The sequence below is a fragment of the Paenibacillus sp. FSL H3-0333 genome, assembly GCF_038002805.1.
Taxonomy (GTDB): domain Bacteria; phylum Bacillota; class Bacilli; order Paenibacillales; family Paenibacillaceae; genus Paenibacillus_AQ; species Paenibacillus_AQ silagei.
This window is the reverse complement of the sequence record NZ_JBBODG010000001.1, coordinates 2949198-2967992: the sequence shown is the minus strand read 5'-3', so window position 1 is coordinate 2967992 and position 18795 is coordinate 2949198. Positions and strand designations below refer to the sequence as shown.

Annotated in this window: 17 protein-coding genes; 11 read left to right on the top strand and 6 right to left on the bottom strand. The window is 54.0% G+C overall.

Annotation, left to right across the window (positions count from 1 at the left end; all coding sequences use genetic code 11):
• Nucleotides 1–31: 31 nt before the first annotated feature.
• A complete protein-coding gene (locus MHH78_RS12870; protein ID WP_036731772.1) occupies nt 32–934 on the top strand; it encodes a manganese catalase family protein in 903 nt (300 codons plus the stop codon).
• Between the two features lie 120 nt (nt 935–1054).
• Here MHH78_RS12870 and MHH78_RS12865 read toward each other — a convergent pair whose 3' ends face one another.
• The gene (locus MHH78_RS12865) at nt 1055–2164 is read right to left on the bottom strand and encodes a hypothetical protein (protein WP_341167635.1); all 1110 of its coding nucleotides are present in this window, start codon (nt 2162–2164) and stop codon (nt 1055–1057) included.
• 202 nt (nt 2165–2366) lie between these two features.
• Between MHH78_RS12865 and MHH78_RS12860 the strand changes: the two genes are divergently transcribed.
• The 9 genes from MHH78_RS12860 (at nt 2367) to MHH78_RS12820 (ending at nt 11905) form a co-directional block, all read left to right on the top strand.
• Nucleotides 2367–2585 (top strand): hypothetical protein, encoded by a 219-nt coding sequence (locus tag MHH78_RS12860; RefSeq protein WP_036698535.1) that lies wholly within the window; start codon nt 2367–2369, stop codon nt 2583–2585.
• A 215-nt stretch (nt 2586–2800) separates the two neighbouring features.
• Nucleotides 2801–3796, top strand: coding sequence for a LacI family DNA-binding transcriptional regulator (locus MHH78_RS12855; protein ID WP_341167634.1), 996 nt, complete (start codon nt 2801–2803; stop codon nt 3794–3796).
• Nucleotides 3797–3932: 136 nt separating this feature from the next.
• The gene (locus MHH78_RS12850; RefSeq protein ID WP_341167633.1) at nt 3933–5354 is read left to right on the top strand and encodes a tagaturonate reductase; all 1422 of its coding nucleotides are present in this window, start codon (nt 3933–3935) and stop codon (nt 5352–5354) included.
• Between the two features lie 63 nt (nt 5355–5417).
• The gene (locus MHH78_RS12845) at nt 5418–6905 is read left to right on the top strand and encodes a UxaA family hydrolase (RefSeq protein ID WP_341167632.1); all 1488 of its coding nucleotides are present in this window, start codon (nt 5418–5420) and stop codon (nt 6903–6905) included.
• A 36-nt stretch (nt 6906–6941) separates the two neighbouring features.
• Nucleotides 6942–8363 carry a glucuronate isomerase gene (gene uxaC / locus MHH78_RS12840; RefSeq protein WP_341167631.1) on the top strand — a complete coding sequence of 474 codons (1422 nt, stop codon included), beginning with the start codon at nt 6942–6944 and terminating at the stop codon, nt 8361–8363.
• A gap of 17 nt (nt 8364–8380) precedes the next feature.
• Nucleotides 8381–9067: a rhamnogalacturonan acetylesterase gene (locus MHH78_RS12835; RefSeq protein ID WP_341167630.1), complete on the top strand. Its 687-nt coding sequence runs from the start codon at nt 8381–8383 to the stop codon at nt 9065–9067.
• A gap of 506 nt (nt 9068–9573) precedes the next feature.
• Nucleotides 9574–10467, top strand: a complete 894-nt coding sequence (locus MHH78_RS12830; protein WP_341167629.1) for a hypothetical protein — start codon at nt 9574–9576, stop codon at nt 10465–10467.
• 63 nt (nt 10468–10530) lie between these two features.
• Nucleotides 10531–10965 carry a hypothetical protein gene (locus tag MHH78_RS12825; protein WP_341167628.1) on the top strand — a complete coding sequence of 145 codons (435 nt, stop codon included), beginning with the start codon at nt 10531–10533 and terminating at the stop codon, nt 10963–10965.
• A 97-nt stretch (nt 10966–11062) separates the two neighbouring features.
• Nucleotides 11063–11905, top strand: coding sequence for a sugar phosphate isomerase/epimerase family protein (locus MHH78_RS12820; RefSeq protein WP_341167627.1), 843 nt, complete (start codon nt 11063–11065; stop codon nt 11903–11905).
• A 344-nt stretch (nt 11906–12249) separates the two neighbouring features.
• On the opposite strand, the gene fucU is transcribed toward MHH78_RS12820, so the two are convergent.
• The 4 genes from fucU to MHH78_RS12800 all read right to left on the bottom strand — a co-directional run bounded on the left by fucU (nt 12250) and on the right by MHH78_RS12800 (nt 16875).
• Nucleotides 12250–12690, bottom strand: coding sequence for an L-fucose mutarotase (gene fucU, locus MHH78_RS12815; RefSeq protein WP_340939384.1), 441 nt, complete (start codon nt 12688–12690; stop codon nt 12250–12252).
• A gap of 23 nt (nt 12691–12713) precedes the next feature.
• Complete coding sequence (locus MHH78_RS12810) at nt 12714–13364, bottom strand: class II aldolase/adducin family protein (RefSeq protein ID WP_340993636.1); 651 nt, start codon at nt 13362–13364, stop codon at nt 12714–12716.
• Between the two features lie 97 nt (nt 13365–13461).
• Nucleotides 13462–15042: a rhamnulokinase gene (locus MHH78_RS12805; protein ID WP_341167626.1), complete on the bottom strand. Its 1581-nt coding sequence runs from the start codon at nt 15040–15042 to the stop codon at nt 13462–13464.
• A 24-nt stretch (nt 15043–15066) separates the two neighbouring features.
• Nucleotides 15067–16875: an L-fucose isomerase gene (locus tag MHH78_RS12800; RefSeq protein WP_341170326.1), complete on the bottom strand. Its 1809-nt coding sequence runs from the start codon at nt 16873–16875 to the stop codon at nt 15067–15069.
• A 278-nt stretch (nt 16876–17153) separates the two neighbouring features.
• On the opposite strand from MHH78_RS12800, the gene MHH78_RS12795 reads away from it, so the two are divergent.
• Nucleotides 17154–17927 carry a DeoR/GlpR family DNA-binding transcription regulator gene (locus MHH78_RS12795; protein ID WP_340939381.1) on the top strand — a complete coding sequence of 258 codons (774 nt, stop codon included), beginning with the start codon at nt 17154–17156 and terminating at the stop codon, nt 17925–17927.
• A gap of 3 nt (nt 17928–17930) precedes the next feature.
• Here the strand turns inward: MHH78_RS12795 and MHH78_RS12790 are convergent, their stop codons facing one another.
• Nucleotides 17931–18770 carry an MBL fold metallo-hydrolase gene (locus tag MHH78_RS12790; protein ID WP_341167625.1) on the bottom strand — a complete coding sequence of 280 codons (840 nt, stop codon included), beginning with the start codon at nt 18768–18770 and terminating at the stop codon, nt 17931–17933.
• Between the last annotated feature and the right edge of the window lie 25 nt (nt 18771–18795).

The window sequence follows — 18795 nt, the reverse complement described above, 5'->3', positions numbered from 1 at the left end:
TACACCTACTGCTGAGGAGATGATGATCACCATGTTCACACGTATGGATGAGATTATGATTGAAATCCCGGACGTCGAGAAACCAGATCCTAATGCTGCAGCAGCCGTACAAGAGCTGCTCGGAGGCAAATTCGGTGAAATGTCAACACTCAATAACTACTTGTACCAGTCCTTCAACTTCCGCTCCAAGGACAAGCTGAAGCCCTTCTACGACCTGGTAATGAGCATTACCGCCGAAGAGCTGGGCCATGTTGAGCTGGTCTCCCACGCCGTGAACAAATGTCTAAGAGGTTCCACGGCTTATAAGAAACCGGATTCCACACCGCTTGCGGATGTCAAAGACGCACGGCTGTCTTATCATTTCCTGGCAGGCGCACAGGGGGCCATGCCGTTCGATTCGATGGGCAATCCATGGACCGGAGCCAATGTGTTCAACAGCGGTAATCTGGTGGAGGACCTGCTTCATAACTTCTTCCTGGAGTGCGGGGCCAGAACCCATAAAATGAAGGTCTACGAAATGACCGACCACCCTGCAGCCCGGGCGGTAGTCGGCTTCCTGCTTGTCCGTGGAGGTGTTCACGTGGTCGCATACGCCAAGGCGCTGGAGATTGCCACAGGCGTCAATGTTACCAAGCTGGTGCCCATTCCTTCCTTGGACAACAAAGCTTTCAATGAAGCCAGAAAGTACGAGGAAAAAGGCGTTCATACGAAGCTGTACACCTGGAGCGATAAGGATTTCAGCTCCATTGACCAGATCTGGAAGGGTACTCACCCCGAGGACGGGCTTCCGCTTGAGGTCATTCAGGGCGTACCGGAAGGCTTCCCTATCCCCGAGGCCCCGGAAGTGAAGGAAGAATTCGCACCGGGCATCTCTGCCGAGGAATTCAAGGAGATTGCCAAACGGCTGAAAATGGCCGGGAATATTCATGACTAGCAGCCAGAGCCAAGCCTAGCGGATAATAGCACCCATAGAGAAGCGGATGTCCCGGAAGCCATGAACTGGCTGCCGGAACATCCGCTTTGTTTGGGTATGGATACTTCTAAGATCTCTGCCTTATAACTCCGGCTCAAGCAGCAGTAAGGTATCGGCTACAGCCCGCCCATTCACAAGCAGCACAAGGGTATGCTCTCCGGGATAGTGCTTCCGTGTAGTCAGGTTGGCCCAGCGGTGGGTCCTTGTACCGGAGAGTCTGGTACCGCCGGGCACGGTTTTGTCGGATAACAGAAACAGCTTGCGCGAGGTCTTGCCCCCGGCCTTGACGAAGTTGATTCCGTATTCAATGCGGATGCGCACCGGACCGCCCTCCCGGATCGTCAGAGTGTATTGCAGCTCACAGTGCTCCCCAATCCGCAGCTCGGCCGGTTCGGCCGTTAGGACAGCCGAGCTGACCAGCGGGGTGCCGCTCTCCTCCGGGGCATATCCGAACAGCTCCATGATCTCAGGGTCCGCCTTGCGGATCAGAGAGCGGCAGCCATGCCGCACAATCCAGTTCGTATTTACATTACTGCCCAGCCAGCGGCGGGCGGTAGCTATCACGATATCAGGGTGATCCTTCGCGATATCGTTCAGGTTGTTGGCTACACTTTTGCGCACATAGAGTGACGGGTCAGCCTTCAGCTTCTCCAGCAGCGGCAATAGCGGAGACGGATCGCGCTTGAACATCGGCAATGCCTGGCCCCAGGGCAGGCGGGGACGGCTGCCCTCGCTGGCGAGCCGCCGCACATGCTCCCCCGGATGCTCCGCCCAGACCAGCATCTGGTCCATCATCGCTTGCGGATCACGCAGCAGGAACGGCCTGACGGCAAATTCCGCCGAGGACCTCTGGGTGAACCGCTCCAGCGCCTCCATCGACAGCTCCCAGTGCTCCTCACTTCCGCCATACACCTCCACGAAATCCGGGAAGATCAGATACGGGAAGCCGACACAGTCCTTATCTATCGCATACAATATCTTCAGCGCTTCCTCATAGGCCGGGGGCAGGCAGCTGCCCAGTGTCTCTGTAATCCTCCGCATCCGTGCCTTCAGCTCCAGCTCCTCCCACGGCTCCCTCATCGCCTCAGCCATGAAGCGGCCTAGCTCGAACGAACTGTAGACGGCTTTAATCTTCATTCCCAGGCTGTGCAGGAATTCTTGGTTGTACATTGCTTTCAGGGGTTCGGCCATTCTTGAATTCCTCCTGCTGATGTAATTGGATTCTCTTATAATGAGAGCTTACCATACGAACCGGACATCCCTGTGTCAACTTTCGGCTGGATATATATACACCAAGTATAGCCTATGTTCAAATCCGGCAGCCTGTCGTACAATAAGGTTTAAGTTTTTTTGCCCGCTGACGATGTACTACCTCATGAAAGGACTGGGACTTTTGCCACAGACACTTGTTAAAAACATTGATTTTTTCGTAGCCGCACTGTCACAGACCTTCGTATCCGCCCTCCAGCTTGACCCTGACGGAATGTACTCCCAGGTAGGCAGCGGAGTCGTTGAGAAATTCTCTGATGAGTATGTCCGGCTGAAAAGATTCGACGGCACCACCTCGCATTACGCCCGCGATATTACGAAATTCCAGCACAACCATGCCTGAGAAGGCTTCGGGGTCTCTTCATCAGAGGAGAAGCAGCGCTCGCCTGTGATCCTTCCTCCCCTCTTCAAACGCAGACCCTGGACCCTGATCCGGGTCTGTTTTTGCGTTGACTTTTCACAAAATATTAACGTGTGCATTCCAATAAACTATTGACTTGACACTGCTGGAGAACTAAACTGAAATCGTTAACAATTCCATGTACCCGGGGAGAACCTATGATTACCATCAAAGATATTGCCCGTGTTGCCGGTGTGTCCCATACTACCGTATCGAGGGCGCTGAACGGCAACCCGCTGATCAAGAAGGCCACCCGGGATAAGATTGAACGGATCGCCGCCGAAATGAATTATGTGCCAAATTACAGTGCCAAGAGCTTGGTCACCAAGAGATCGTTCATCATCGGCCTGTTCTTCTCCAGTATTGAGCAGGGGACTTCCTCAAGCTTCCTGGTGGATGCCATCAAAGGCATTACGCATATTCTCGATGAGAACTATAATCTGACGGTGAACGGGATCGACGGTGTGCAGCATTTCAGCAATATTCAGCCGCAGCGCTTCGACGGCATTCTGGTCATGAGCCAGAGCGATGAAGACAATGCCTTCATCTATCATGTGAAGAAGACGGGCATTCCGCTAGTGGTGCTGAACCGCCAGCTGGAGGACCCCGGCATCATGAACGTGGTCGCCAATGACCGCGAAGGCGTCAAGGAAGCGATTGATTATGCTGTGCAGCAGGGTCACCGCAAGCTGGCTATTATTGAAGGCAAGCCCGGCTTCAAGTCCTCAAGCGAACGTAAGCAGGGCTTCCTGGACAGTCTGATTGCAGGCCGGCTTCCGCTGAATCCTGATTATTTTGCCCCGGGAGATTACAGCATTGAGAGCGGATATGCGGCAATGAGCAAGCTGCTTAGCCTGGAGGACTGGCCTACGGCTGTGTTCTGCTCCAATGATGATATGGCGATAGGCGCCATGAATGCCTGCTATGCCCACAAGGTGCAGGTGCCGGAGCAGATCTCACTGATCGGCTTCGATGATATGATGTTCGCCCGCTATACGAATCCTGCCCTGACCACGGTCCGCAAGCCGATTGCCGAGATCAGTGAGCTGGGCATTACCATGCTGATCGAGCTGCTTCAGCAGCCGGAGACCCCGCCGCAGCAGCTGTTCGTTAAGACTTCGCTGGTGGTAAGGGATACGGTTGCAGGAGTATAACTCTATTTCAACCCACCCGCTATTTTCTGCAGATACGGAGCCTTCCTGGACAAGAGAGGGAATTCCGGATCTTGCTTAAAATAAAATGTTAACGTGTGCAATTTATCACTGTATTCTAAAGGAGATCATGACCACTATGACAAACCGTTTATCCAGAAGCACTCACCCGGGGCTAACCCTCCATCCGGAACGGATGATTCAGTTCGGCGAAGGCAACTTCATGCGTGCGTTCGTAGACTGGCAGCTGCAGCAAATGAACAATCAGGGTCTGTTCAACGGAAGCGCTGTCCTCATTCAGCCCATTGCTCAGGGAACCGGAGGCGTAGCTGATCTGATGGCCGCTCAAGACAACCTCTACACCGTGCTGCTTAATGGCATCATGGACAACGAGACCGTCAATTCCCGCGAAATTATCAGCTCGGTCAGCCGGGTGATTAATCCATACATGGATTATGAAGCTTATCTCGCGCTCGCCGAGAATGATGATCTGGAGTTCATCACCTCCAATACTACCGAAGCCGGCATTGCCTATCTTCCAGGCGACCGCGCAGACGATGTCCCCCCTAAGAGCTTCCCGGGCAAGCTGACAGCGCTGCTCCACCGCCGCTTCGAGCTAGGCAAGAAAGGCTTCGTTATTATTCCTTGCGAGCTGATTGACCGCAACGGCGAGAAATTACAGGAGATCGTAGAACATTATGCGGCTGACTGGAATCTTGGCGCAGAATTCCTGCAATGGCTGAAGTCCGAGAATACCTTCTGCTGCAGTCTGGTGGACCGGATTGTCCCTGGTTATCCGCGTGACCAGGCTGCTGCTCTCGAAGCTGAGCTCGGCTATCTCGATAACGTAATGGTAACCGCAGAGCCGTTCCTCTTCTGGGTCATTGAAGGACCGGAATCTCTGGCAGAGCGCCTGCCGCTGGCTAAGGCCGGACTGAATGTCGTGGTGACACCGGATATGACGCCTTACCGCGAACGCAAGGTTCATCTGCTGAACGGACCGCATACCGCTATGGTCCCTCTGGGCCTGCTTGCCGGTCTTGAGACGGTTGAAGACGTCATGAATGACGGTACCTTCTCCCGCTTCGTGAAGCAGTTGATTGAAGAGGAGCTGATCCCTATGCTGGATCTGCCTGCCGAGCAACTATTGTCCTACGCCGATGCCGTACAGGAGCGCTTCCGCAATCCGTTCATCCGCCATGAGCTGACCTCCATCTCACTCAACAGCATTTCCAAATTCAAGGCTCGCCTGCTCCCGGTTCTGCTTCGCTACCAGCAGGAACGCGGCAAGCTTCCGGAGCGGATGACTCTCGCCTTCGCCGCCCTGCTGCTCAGCTACCGGGGAGACCGTATTCCCCGGCAGGACGGCGCAGAGGTACTGGCAGTGTTCGATCAGGCCTGGAGCCAGCCGGCCAGCTTCGTGAACACCATTCTTGGCGACAGCAGCCTGTGGGGACAGGATCTTACCCTGCTGCCGGGACTGGCTGATGCGGTTGCCGCCCATTTGCAGCAGCTGGAGCTTGAAGATTCCCGCGCAGCATTACAGGAACTTGTCCGCTGAACCAGCGCGTTTGTACCAAGAAGCACAGGGAAGCGCAGCTTACAAACTTTTAGGAGGGCCAACATGAAGAACTTAATGAAAATGAACCCGAGAGATACGGTAGCTGTAGCCTTACGGTCGATTGCTGCCGGAGAAGAATTGACGATAGACGGACTAACGCTTCAGGCCGCCCAGGAGATTCCGCAGGGTCATAAGATTGCCCTGACCGGTTTCAGCAGCGGAGACATCATTACCAAATACGGTTCCCCGATCGGCCATGCCACGGCTCCGATTGCCGCAGGCGACTGGATTCATACGCATAACATCAAAACAAATCTGTCCGGCGAGGAAGAATACGAGTATGTGCCTGATGTCCATCCGGTGATTTATCCGCGCCGTGATTTGACCTTCCAGGGGTACCGGCGGAGTAACGGCAAGGTGGGCATCCGTAATGATCTGTTCATTATTCCGACCGTGGGCTGTGTGAACGGCGTTGCCGAGCAGATGCTTCAGGAGTTCAAGGCCGAGCATCCCGATCTTGGCGGATTCGACAACCTGACCGTGCTGAAGCATCCTTACGGCTGCTCCCAGCTGGGCGATGATCACCGCATGACCCGCAGTATTCTGCTTGATGCCGTTAATCATCCCAATGCAGGCGGTGTACTCGTTTTCGGCCTTGGCTGCGAGAACAATATCGTCTCCGAGTTCCGCAGCATGCTGGGCGATTATGACGGGTCCCGGGTTAAGTTCCTGGTGGCCCAGGAGGTAGGCAATGAGCTGGAAGCTGGTCTTGTGCTGCTGGAGGAGCTGTATGAAGCCGCTGCGAACGACGTCCGTGAGCCGGTTCCGCTCAGTGAGCTGAACATCGGGCTGAAATGCGGCGGCTCGGACGGATTCTCCGGCATTACGGCCAACCCGCTGCTGGGCGCATTCTCCGACTTCATCATCTCCCAGGGCGGAACCTCAGTGCTGACGGAGGTGCCGGAAATGTTCGGTGCGGAGAAGGTGCTGATGGCCCGTGCAGAGAGCAAGGAGGTCTATGATGATATCGTCTCGCTGATCAATAACTTCAAGCAGTATTTCCTCTCTTACGGCGAGCCTGTCTATGAGAATCCGTCTCCGGGCAACAAGGCCGGCGGCATCAGCACGCTGGAGGACAAATCGCTCGGCTGCACCCAGAAGGCCGGATCGTCACCGGTGGTGGATGTATTGCAGTATGGCGTGAAGCTGCGCAAAAAAGGGTTGAGCCTCTTACAGGCTCCCGGCAACGATCTGGTCGCTGCGTCTGCGCTTGCCGCTTCCGATTGCCAGCTTGTGCTGTTCACCACCGGCCGAGGCACGCCTTTCGGCAGCTTCGTGCCTACGGTTAAGGTAGCAACGAACAATGACCTTTTTGCCAAAAAAGGCCACTGGATGGACTTCAACGCAGGTCCCCTGCTGGAAACGCCGATGGCCGATGTGCTGGAGGAATTCATCACGTATATTATTGCTGTCGCCAGCGGCCAAAAAACACGGAACGAGCAGAATGAAGTGCGTGAGCTGGCTATTTTCAAAACAGGCGTTACCTTGTAGAACTTATTCCAATCCATTCAAAGGGAGATCCTACTCATGTTCCTAAACGAGGACTTCATGTTGTCCGGCGAAACAGCACGGCTACTCTTTCATAATCACGCCAAAACCATGCCCATTATCGATTACCACTGCCATCTGGACCCGCGCGAAATCTATGAGGACCAGCCCTTTGAGAATCTGACCGCAGCCTGGCTGTACGGCGATCATTACAAGTGGCGGCTGATGCGCGCGAACGGCGTGCCTGAATCGCATATTACCGGTGACGCCTCTGATTATGATAAATTTCTGGCCTGGGCCCGTACGCTGCCTAAGGCAGTAGGCAACCCGCTGTATAGCTGGACTCATCTGGAGCTCCGCCGTTTCTTCGGTGTAGAGGAGCTGCTGACTGAAGCCACGGCTCCGGCCATCTGGGAGAAGGTCAACCGGAAGCTGGCTGAACCGGGCTTCACCCGGCGCGGCCTAATCCGCAGCAGCGGTGTCAAGGTGATCTGCACCACCGATGATCCGGCAGATTCCCTGGAGTATCACAAGCTGCTGCAGGGGAGTGAGACCGCCTTCCAGGTGTTCCCGACCTTCCGTCCTGACAAGGCGCTGAACATCGATGCCGAAGGCTTCGCCGCCTGGACCCTTAAGCTGGAGTCGGCCTCCGGCCTGCCGGTCAAGAGCTATGCCGGACTGCTGGATGCCCTGCGTAACCGGGTTGCCTTCTTCCACGAGCAGGGCTGCCGCCTGTCGGACCATGCGCTGGATGTCCTGCGTTACGAAGCGGCTGCGCCTGAGGTGGTGGAAGCTATTTTTGCCAAAAGAATGCAGGGAGCTGCGCTGTCACCGGAGGAAATCACCCGCTACCGCACAGAGCTGCTGACCGCGCTGATCGGCTTCTATCATGACAAGGGCTGGACCATGCAGCTTCACCTGCATGCTTACCGCAACAATAACACGCCGATGTTCCAGCGGCTTGGACCGGATACCGGCTATGACGGCATCAACGATCTGCCGCTGACCACAGCGCTGTCGCAGTTGCTTGACCGGGCCGAGAGCGGCAGCGGCTTGCCGAAGACGATCCTCTACTCGCTGAATCCCGGCGACTACCCTGCCCTGCTCGCTCTGCTGGGCTGTTACCAGAAGGATACCCCCGGCAAGCTCCAGCTTGGCTCCGGCTGGTGGTACAACGATACGCGCAGCGGCATGCGCCAGCAGCTGACTCTGCTGGCTGAGGGCAGCCTGCTCGGCAACTTCGTCGGCATGCTGACCGATTCGCGCAGCTTCCTGTCGTATACCCGGCATGAATATTTCCGCCGGGTCCTGTGCGGACTGCTCGGTGAACTCGCCGAACGCGGGGAAGCGCCGGATGACCTCGGCGTCCTGGGGGCTATGGTCCGGGATATCTCCTACAATAACGCAGCCGGGTATTTCGGCTTCCAGATTGCCGGCAGCGAAGCCGGAGTGACCGTCTAGATGGAGGCATGCTGAAGATGCCGACTATCTATATCGCCGGAGACTCTACCGCCGCCCAGAAGGGCGGCGGGGAATGGCCGATGGCCGGATGGGGCGAATACCTGCAGCAGTATGTCAGCCGGAAGGTGCGGATTGAGAACCGGGCTATCAACGGACGGAGCACACGCTCCTTCCTGGCTGAGGGAAGGCTGACAGATATGGAACGGGACTTCATCCCCGGAGATTTCCTGCTGATCCAGTTCGGCCATAATGACCAGAAGCTGGAGGACCCTCTCCGTTACACGGAGCCGGATACCGAATACCGCGAGAATCTGCAGGTATTCATTGATTCCGCCCGCAGCCGGGGCAGCTTCCCTGTGCTGCTGACCTCCGTGAGCCGCCGCCGCTTCACTAGGGACGGGGAACCGGACCCGCAGGCTGTCGGACTCTATCCACAGGTTATGCGGGAGGTTGCAGGGGAGACTGGAACACCTCTGCTTGATATTTTTTCCGCCTCCCAGCAGCTCTACCGCAGACTTGGGACCGAAGCATCAGCCGGGCTGTTCATGCACCTGCCGCCGGGTGCCCGCCCCAACTACCCGGACGGCATTACCGATGACACGCATTTCTCCCAATCCGGAGCGCAGCAGATCGCAGCGCTGGTAGCCGAAGCGCTCACACAGTGTGCGGAGCTGAAGCAGCTGCATCCGTATCTGCGGGTGTAGCTAGGGGAAGCAGGCAAGTGTGTCGCGCAGATTAGGTTATGCATTAGCCTGTGTACATTGCAAACGTAGCGCACATAATTGGCCATTCTTACATGCGGCTTCAATCCTCAGTCAGCATGATCAGGCCGCCTGTGACCACTTTCGGACACAGGCGGCCTGATTTGCGGAGAATACGAGGTTTCCTTCCCTCTAAATAATCAGGGACCTTAAATTTATAGGAACCTCAAACGACACTAGTATGCTCCTTTTTGGTGAATTTAAACTGGCCTTAAGATTGATATCTTTAAGCTGAAAACAAAACTCACATCAAAAACTCTGAGGAAAAATAGTTAATTTGATAGCATCTGCTCAAATAAAATAATTTTATGCATTTAAATTTATAAAAACATTTAATTTTACATTTTTCGACACCCATTTTTGGTAAATAAATACTTTAGGTCCATTATTATTACATAAAAATATTATATTATTTATTTGAACCAAATATATATCTAGGAGGTAATTGAATGTCAGTTAAGCCGAAACGTTTATTTTTAAGTTCTTTGTTAAGTTTGTCATTGCTGGGTGGAAGTCATGTAAGCGCTATCAGCCCTCAAGATAGTAATGGAATTTATTATTCAAGCTCTTATAACTACAACTCTTCATTAAAAACATTTAACACAGAAGTTTCTGGCCCCAGGACTTTAGTCAACATGACTTTTGGAAATACGGTAGGACTTGGTACCAATTCTATTGCTGGATCATACTTATATATTGAAAACAATCATAACTCAAACACTTACGCTTATTATTATACTATTGGGTATAAAAATTCATATGTTTCACTCGATGATATTTATTATAGGAGCGACAGTGATACTAAAGCTAACATGACAGTCAATCATGCATATCAATCTGATGGAACAATTGATACTACAATTATTTTTGGAAATTCTCAATTAGGAATGGGATGGCTGACTCCCGATAAGAGAATACGGGTATATCTTGACTGGAAATATAAAGCTAGTCCAGCTAACTGGTATTACTGGACTCCTGAGTATTATTTTATCAATAAGAATTATCATTTCATTTCGGGGCTATCCACTCCAACTTCAGATTTATTTAACGGACTAAGTCCAGAGGTAGGGTCAACTGGAAATGTTCAATTATTAGGTAGCTCCGTATCAACAAACAAGAATACATTTACAGAGAATAATGCTGCAAACTTAGAAGAGCAAAAAGAGGATTTTAAAGAATGGGAAGAAATTCAACTAAAGAAAAAGCAAGGGACTTGGAAAGCTGAAAATTATACTGTAACCGTTTCCAACGAGGAAGGGGAAATTGTCTATACTACAGATTCAGAAACTTACAAGAAAAATAAAGTCCTACTTGAAGAAGCACTTGACCTTGTTCCTAATTAAGTGAACTATTGAAGGAAAGGTATAAACCTTTCCTTCTTTTTATAAAATACTGGAGGTCATAAATTGAAAAAAAATCAAATACTTAAGTTGTCTTCGCTTATTTTGATGTGTTTAACAATAGTAATGATGAAGTTTTATAGTGAAAAGATTTATAAGTTATCTGGTATATATATTGGAAATGAATTAATCTTCATCAAAAGAAGTCTCATGTTTTTTTTGTTTGGAATCATAATTGAATGGAAACACATCTATACAATATTTACTAAAAGAAAACTCAAAATTAATTTCGGCTTATTTGTATTTGGAACCGCACTTGCTGTCATTACATTTATTCCTTATTACTTTTGGGGAATATGGTTTGGACGCCATCAGTCATACTTTATAGAATTTTTAGAAATAGTGGAGATTCAGCTACTCTTAACTACATTATCGGGGATTATAATGATTCGCTCGCTTGTGACTGTATCCATAGATAAACCAAATACTATAGATGTTTAGCTATCGCAAAATAGCTTACAGACTGGGATAAAACTGGTGCTGATGAGTTCATTTTGCAGGAAAGACCAGTATCTTTAACACAAGGGGGCCTATTTTAATGACCGTTCCATTTCACCTGGGCGTCCGTGCCCATGACTTCAAGCGGTGTCCGCTGCCGCAATTAATAGATAAGCTGAAGGAGCATTGCTTCCCGGCGATTCAGTTGGCGTTACATAAATCTTTTCCGGAGAGTGTGGCTGAGCTTGGCGCACTGAGTCCGGGGACTGCTGCCTATTATGGCGATGCCTTCAGACAAGCAGGTATCAAGATTGCTGTCCTTGGCTGTTATGTGAACATTATTGATGCTGACCCTGCCAAGCGCACGCAGGCGCTGAGCGACTTCAACACTCATCTGCGGCTGGCCCGTGACTTCGGCGCAAGTCTGGTAGGGACAGAGACCGGCAGTGTGGGTCAGGGGTATACACCGGATAACTTCACGGAGGAGGCTTTTGAACAAGTGATTGACTCCGTCAGTGCCATGGTTGCTGAGGCCGAACGCTTCGGAGTAACTGTAGGCATCGAGGCAGGCGTCAACCACCCGCTCTACACGGCCCCGTTAGCCCGGCGTCTGCTGGATACCGTGGCGTCCAATAACCTGCAAATTATACTGGATGCCGCGAATCTGATGACCCCAGAGAATTACCTTCAGCAGGAGCAGATTGTGGCAGAAGCGCTGGAGCTCCTCGGAGACCGGATCGCGGTTCTGCATCTGAAGGATTTCACAGTCAAGAACGGCACCATCGACATCGTTCCTGCCGGACAAGGGATGCTGAACTTCGCCCCGCTGCTCCGCTACATGAAATATAAGCGCCCGCATATCCAGGGCCTGCTGGAGAGCACTCCAGAGGAACATCTCAAGGCCAGCGCGCAATACCTGCGGAGAATGTATAACGAGGTTTAACAAAAGTGCTCTGCAGATGGATGTTGGGTACTTGATGAGGGTAATCTTGCACAAATTGCAGCTTCTCCCCCAACTTACACACTCATAGCTGGAATTGTTGCACAAAAGGCAGGAATCCTCCTCTCACTAAGCATCCTGGCCTGCACATTCCTGCATTTCCTGCAACAATCCTCTGGCAAGCCCCGGTTTCGGGGTAGCCAAGTTGCATAACTTGCAACATTTGAGTTATTTGAGGGTATTTGCTCTAAACGAGCGCTCCACTAAGCAGCGCGCTTAAACAGCGCGCTCTAGGTATAGCAATAAGACCGCCCATAGTTAACCGGGCGGTCTGTTGCTTGAGGCTGCTATTCCCCGGCCTCGGGGGAAATCACACCTTTTTTGAGAATAATATTCCCGTAGAGCGCCTCTTCCCCTGTAATCAGAATGGCGTAGCTGTGCTTGGAGCGGTCATAGAAGTCAAAACGCTCTTCATACTCCACCTGCACCGCAGGATCATGCCGGGTGAGAATCTCCTTGTACGTGTCCCATATCACAGGGACTGTGGGGTCTCCCTCCACTACAGCCATGAAGGCCGCCTGAGCCGGAGCATAATGATCCAGCGGTAGCAGCTCCAGGATGGCGTCAAGCAGCAAGGGGATACCGATCCCGTCAGCCCGCAGCACCCGGGAATGCAGCGCATGTCCCGGATAATTAGCATCCGCCAGCACCAGCTCATCCCCGTGGCCCATCTCCATCAGGGTGCGGACGAGCTCGGGGGAGAGCAGTTTGGGTATTTTTTTGAGCATATTCTTATCTCCTCCCGTCTTCCTTACATCCCGTAGAATGATCTCAGCGCCACCAGCTCCTCAATCCGGTGCGGCGGCAGCTCGCGCTCTCCCCCGATCATGCGGGTCAGGAAGGTCAGCTTCGCCGTATACTCAAGCCGCTCCATGTTCATATAAGCAGCCATTACATCCTTGCCCCAGGTCAGGGCCCCGTGGCTCTCCAGCAGCACAGCGGTCTTCTTGCCCAGGAAGGGAGTCAGCGAATCCGGGATCTCATCGGTCGAAGGCGTCCCGTATACCGCCAGTGGAATGTCCCCCATGGCAATGACGGATTCCGGCATCATCATTTTGTCCAGCGCTTCACCCTTGATGGCAAAAGCGGTAGCATACGGCGGATGCGCATGCACCACCCCGCCCATCTCCGGCAGCTCGTTGTAGATCTTCAGGTGCATCTTCACTTCCGTGGACGGCCGGTAGCCCTCCGCTGCATTCAGTATCTCTCCCTGCAGATTGACTTTGACCAGCATATGCGGCTGCAGATAGCCTTTGCTGACTCCGGTGGGCGAAGTAATGACCTCGGTGGCCGACAGGCGGGCGGAGATATTGCCGTCATTGGCCGCGATGAAATCCTTGTTGAACAGATTCCGGCCGATATCACAGATTAGGCGCCGTAATTCTTCTTCGTGATTATTCATAATTGCCCCCTTGAATGCTACTTGATTGCTAGTTGATTGCTAGTTGATTGCTAGTTGATTGCTAGTTGATTGCTAGTTGATTACTGTATGAAGCTTATCAGTTCTGATGTGTTAAAGACGGCTGGTACCGGAGCGTTGAGCAGGACCGGGCTGCCACCCTTCGGACCTCTGCGGGATCGACAGCACCGAGCGCCGTCAATTGCACCAAAAGGTTGCCGATCGCGCTCGCTTCTACCGGTCCGGCAATAACCTCTTTGCCGGTGGCATCCGCCGTCAGCTGGCACAGCAGCTTGTTCTGAATGCCGCCGCCGACCATGTGAATGCAGCGCACCGGACGGCCGGTGAGTGCCTCCAGCTCGCGGATCGTATCCGCGTAAGACCGGGCCAGACTCTCCAGAATCGAGCGGATGATCTCCGCCCGGGTCTGCGGCACCGGCTGTCCGGTGCGGATGCAGTAGGATTCAATCCGCAGCGGCATATCGCCCGGCGTGCTGAAGAGCGGATCGTTCGGGTCCAGCATGGCGATGCATGCACCCGGCCGGTCCAGCTGCCCGGCCAGCTCGGCGGCTTCCTGATGGCTCAGCGGTTCCCCCGCTTCAGCCCAGCTCCGCTGGGTCTCCTGGAGCAGCCAGAGGCCGGTGATATTCTTCAGCAGCCGGTTCGTGCCGCCGAAGCAGCTCTCGTTGGTGAAGCCGCTGGCCCGGGCGGCATCGCTTAATACGGGCTCCGCTGTCTCCAGGCCGACCAGCGACCAGGTTCCGCAGCTGATGAATGCAGCGGATGGCAGCGGATCGCTGAATCCGTCGATCCGGTCTGGATCGCTAATGCCAGGATCAGCGCAACGAGAATCGGCATTGCTGGACTCAGCGTAGCTAGAGCCGAAGCCGCCGTAAGGAATGGACGCCACGGCCGAAGCCGTATCATGCGAGGCTCCGGCGATGATCTTAAGCGGACCGCTGCCCAGCTCTTCCTGGAGCGCGGGCCGGAGCTCCCCCAGCACCGTGCCTGCCGGAACCAGCCGGGGCACAAGCGTAACCGGCAGCTCCAGCCTGCGCAGCACTTCGGCTGAAGGCGCTGTGGACTGCGGATTCAGCAGGCCGCTGGTGCTCCAGATGGTCTGCTCGGCCACGGCCACGCCGCTGAGCATATAATGGAACAGATCCGGCATCATCAGGAGCTGTCTGGCAGTTGTCCGCAGCTCCGGCTTCGCCATAAGATCGGCAAACAATTGATACACCGTATTAATCGGGCTCGACTGGTTGCCCGTCAGCTTGAATTGCTCTGCCGGAGGCAGCGCAGCCTCCAGCACTGAAGCGATGTCTGCCATCCGCTGATCCCTGTAATGATGCGGAGCGTCCAGCAGCCCGCCCTGCTCATCCAGCAGGCCATAGTCGACTCCCCAGGTATCCACGCTCAGAGAGCGCAGAGGGCCATACTTTGCCGCAGCCGCTGCAATCCCTTGCTTGATCTCCTCAAGCAGCCGCTGCACATCCCAGTGCAAATGTCCGTTGACCTCTACCGGTCCGTTAGGGAAGCGGTGAATCTCCTCCACCGTCACCTTCCCGTCCCTGTAGCTTCCCAGCAGCACTCTGCCGGAACTGGCTCCCAGGTCGATGGCCAGCAGCCGGATTCCTTGGTTACCGGTTACCTCCATCACTTGCGTCTTCGTCTCTATCATCTTCCCACCTCTTCACCTGGAGGATTAGTAGAGCGGGCCAAAGTTGCGGCAGGCTCTGTAATCGGCACTCTCCAGATTCTCTGTGCCGAACAGCGACCAGACGCGCGGGCGGAAAATCCGCGATTCTTCCACGTTATGCATACTGACCGGAATCCGCAGGATCGAGGCCAGCGTAATGAGATCCGCACCGATATGCCCGTAGCTGATCGCCCCGTGATTGGCGCCCCAATTGTTCATCACATCGTAGACAGACTGGAACGAGCCCTTGCCGGTCAGCTTAGGTGCGAACCAGGTTGTCGGCCAAGTAGGGTCCGTCCGCTGGTCGAGCGTGTCATGCACCTCTCCCGGCAGCTCCACCGTGTAGCCTTCCACCAGCTGCAGTACAGGTCCCAGACCCTTGACCAGATTGAGCCGGGCCATGGTGACCGGCATACCGCCACGGGTGAGGTAATCCGTCGAGAAGCCGCCTCCTCGGAAATATTCCTGGGAAGCCGGACGGAACTGGGTCTGCGCGATACAGGCCGCCGCCTCTTCATCCGTGATGTCCCAGAACGGCTTGATCGCCGGCTTGCCGTCAATACTCTGCTCGCCGGTGCCATCCAGCGCTGCCGAACCGGAATTAATCAGATGCAGCAGGCCGCCTGCCGCTGCTCCCTCCAGCTCATACCCGGTCACACGCTTCACGGCAGCCGGACTCCAGAAGGTGCGCACATCAGCAAAGATCTGCGCCGTATTCGTCAGCAGGTAATTGAACAGCATGGTCACCCCGTTCAGGCTGTCATTCTCAGTGGCGACGATATAAGGCGCCCGTCTGCCGTTCCAATCGAACGAGGAGTTCAGAATCGTCTCCATGAAGTCGCCGTTCGGGAAATGGTCGGTCCATTGCCGCTGGCCCTGGAAGCCGCCCAGCAGGGCATTGTGACCACTCGCTTCTTCTTCGAAGCCAAGCTTTGCAAGCTGCGGATTGCCGGTCATGAGATCACGGGCAATCAGCGTCATTTTGACAACTGTCTCCCACTGCTCTTCCTTAACGTCCTCACTGAGCTGCAGATGCTGCGGGTTATTATCCGCCCCCACACGGCAGTTATCCTTCACCCAGGCCAGCGCCCGCGTGAACTCCTCGGGATCATAGATCCCTTCCTCAAATCTGCGTACAAATTCGGACATATCGATATATTCATTGCGCATGCCGAGATATTCCTGGAAGAACTGCTCGTTCACAATAGAACCGGCGATTCCCATCGACACGGAGCCCATCGACAGATAGGACTTCCCCTTCATCAGAGCAGCCGCCAGCGCGGACTTCGCGAACTGCAGCAGCTTCACCTGAACATCCGCCGGGATCTCCTCGCTGCTGGATTCCTGGACATCCTCTCCGTAGATGCCGAAGGCCGGAATGCCTTTTTGCGCATAAGCAGACAGAACTGCCGCCAGATATACCGCCCCGGGGCGCTCCGTTCCGTTGAAACCCCATACCGCATGCGGGATTGTCGCATCCATATCCATCGTTTCCGATCCATAGCACCAGCACGGGGTGACTGTAATGGATACGCCTACACCTGCACCCGCGAACTTCTGCGCCGCCGCCGCAGCCTCCTTCACGCCGCCAATCGTAGAATCGGCAATGATACATTCCACCTGAGAGCCATCAGGATACCTTACATTCTCCTGCAAAAATGCCGCCACGCGCTGCGCCATGCCCATCGTCTGCGCCTCCAGCGATTCGCGCACCCCGCGTCTTCTGCCATCAATTGTCGGCCGGATTCCAATCTTCGGATAATTTGCTGTCACTGCTGTTCCTCCCCGAATGGTAAGTTGATAGTATGAGAACATTACACTGGAGCTATAGCTCCGATTAGTAAGCGCTACCAAATACAGCCTCTGCGGTCTGCACCCTCTTGTCTTTCGCCGCAAGCTTTCCATTTCCTCTACATCATAGAATCACTTACCTGCAAAGTCAACACTATTCCACACTTCAAATTTGGTTTTTGTGTGGTTTTATGTGATATAATTTCGATGAACTGTGGAATTGTTTGTGATTGTGGGATTTATGTTAGGCAGCAGATTATAGTAAACTGTATACAACTACATAACGTAAGGGTGGGCATGATATGAAGGCTTTTGAACGGCGGGATCTGGTCATTAATGAGCTCTACAGGCATAAGAAGGTTCACGTTGCGGATCTGGCGCAGAAATTCGGTGTATCGGAGGAGACGATCCGGCGCGATCTCGACCGGCTGGACAAGGAGGGCATTGCCAAGAAGAATTACGGCGGGGCGATTCTGAACGTCCACACCAACGAGGACCCCTCTTACTCGCACAGGCATCAGGTCAACATTGAAGCGAAGCGGATGATTGCGGCAAGGCTGCTGGAGCTGATTAATGACGGGGACAGTGTGATGACGGACACCAGCACAACGGCTTTTGAAGGCTTGCGGAGAATCGTCGAGGACAAAAAAAATCTGACCATCATCACCAATTCCCTGGCGGTATTGTCAGAATTCCAGCATTCCGGGCAAAAGCTCATCTCCACGGGGGGCCTGCTCGGGCCGGAGACCAGCTCTTTCGTAGGGCCTACGGCCTCGCAGACCATCCTGAAATATAATGTGGATGTGGCTATTTTCAGCTGCAAGGCACTCTCCATGAACGGCGGACTCTGTGATTCCAACGAGGCGGAGACCGAGCTTAAGGTGCTGATGCAGCAGCAGGCGAGCAAGGTGGTCCTGCTGGCTGACCATTCCAAGTTCGACCGGATCGCCTTCATCCGGCTCTTCAGCTTCGACAAGGTCGATTATATCGTCACCGATCAGCGGCCGTCTGAGGAATGGATCGAGTTCCTTGCCAAGTATCAGGTCTCCCTGCTCTACCCTGCGGATTCACAATAAGTCTTAACGTTCACGCTTAAAAGCCTGCGCTGACACGTACACGAACCGTTCCGCTCTGGCCATCATATGGAACTTCTGCTCCGGGAAGTGGCGGTAGAGGTGATCCACGAAATAGCCCGGATTCTCGGCGTTGCCGGCGAACAGGTCATAATGCAGCGGCACCACAGTCTCAAAGCCTGAGGTCGCCGCGAACTCCGCCGCTTCCCGGTAATTCATATTGCCGACGATATTGCGGCTTCCCCGGTAATAATCGCGTCCATTAATTGGCAGCAGCGCCAGATCGATCTTCCGGCTGCCTACCTCCTCAATCAGCTCAGGGAACAGCACGGTGTCCCCGGCATGATACAGCGTGACCCCGTTCAGCTCCAGAATGTAGCCGACATACTTGGGATTGCCCTGTTCATCGCGGTCCATTTGCTCATGCGCCGCTGCCACCGGATATACCTTCAAGCCTTGTGCGGGCTCTGCCTCCTGACCGGGCAGGGCAGCGGTGAGGCGCTCCTTGCCGATGCCCAGCTCCTGCAGACGCTCCAGGCAGACCGCCGGAGCCATGAACTGCGCCTGCGGATTCAGCCCGGCAAGCACGGGCAGGGCCTCCTCATCCAGATGATCCGAATGGTCGTGGGTAATCAGGCAGACCTCCATATTCTTAATATCTGCCGGTGCAACCGGCGGCGGGAAGCTGCGGTCCGGATTCGGTGATACATACGGGTCAATATATACGGTTACATCTGCGCCCTTGACAATAACGCTGGCTTGTCCGAGAAACCAGACCGCCAGGCAGCCGTAAGGCACCTCTGTGCTGCGGATTTCTTCGACTAATTCTGGTCCTGCTAATGGCATAGCGGGTTGCTCCCTTCCTCTTCTA

What these genes read in the sequence shown, in the direction of transcription:
- MHH78_RS12870 (WP_036731772.1), top strand. Translation starts at nt 32, where the DNA reads ATGTTCACACGTATGGATGAGATTATGATTGAAATCCCGGACGTCGAG.
- MHH78_RS12865 (WP_341167635.1), bottom strand. Translation starts at nt 2,164, where the DNA reads ATGGCCGAACCCCTGAAAGCAATGTACAACCAAGAATTCCTGCACAGC.
- MHH78_RS12855 (WP_341167634.1), top strand. Translation starts at nt 2,801, where the DNA reads ATGATTACCATCAAAGATATTGCCCGTGTTGCCGGTGTGTCCCATACT.
- MHH78_RS12850 (WP_341167633.1), top strand. Translation starts at nt 3,933, where the DNA reads ATGACAAACCGTTTATCCAGAAGCACTCACCCGGGGCTAACCCTCCAT.
- MHH78_RS12845 (WP_341167632.1), top strand. Translation starts at nt 5,418, where the DNA reads ATGAAGAACTTAATGAAAATGAACCCGAGAGATACGGTAGCTGTAGCC.
- uxaC (WP_341167631.1), top strand. Translation starts at nt 6,942, where the DNA reads ATGTTCCTAAACGAGGACTTCATGTTGTCCGGCGAAACAGCACGGCTA.
- MHH78_RS12835 (WP_341167630.1), top strand. Translation starts at nt 8,381, where the DNA reads ATGCCGACTATCTATATCGCCGGAGACTCTACCGCCGCCCAGAAGGGC.
- MHH78_RS12830 (WP_341167629.1), top strand. Translation starts at nt 9,574, where the DNA reads ATGTCAGTTAAGCCGAAACGTTTATTTTTAAGTTCTTTGTTAAGTTTG.
- MHH78_RS12820 (WP_341167627.1), top strand. Translation starts at nt 11,063, where the DNA reads ATGACCGTTCCATTTCACCTGGGCGTCCGTGCCCATGACTTCAAGCGG.
- fucU (WP_340939384.1), bottom strand. Translation starts at nt 12,690, where the DNA reads ATGCTCAAAAAAATACCCAAACTGCTCTCCCCCGAGCTCGTCCGCACC.
- MHH78_RS12810 (WP_340993636.1), bottom strand. Translation starts at nt 13,364, where the DNA reads ATGAATAATCACGAAGAAGAATTACGGCGCCTAATCTGTGATATCGGC.
- MHH78_RS12805 (WP_341167626.1), bottom strand. Translation starts at nt 15,042, where the DNA reads ATGATAGAGACGAAGACGCAAGTGATGGAGGTAACCGGTAACCAAGGA.
- MHH78_RS12800 (WP_341170326.1), bottom strand. Translation starts at nt 16,875, where the DNA reads ATGTTCTCATACTATCAACTTACCATTCGGGGAGGAACAGCAGTGACA.
- MHH78_RS12795 (WP_340939381.1), top strand. Translation starts at nt 17,154, where the DNA reads ATGAAGGCTTTTGAACGGCGGGATCTGGTCATTAATGAGCTCTACAGG.
- MHH78_RS12790 (WP_341167625.1), bottom strand. Translation starts at nt 18,770, where the DNA reads ATGCCATTAGCAGGACCAGAATTAGTCGAAGAAATCCGCAGCACAGAG.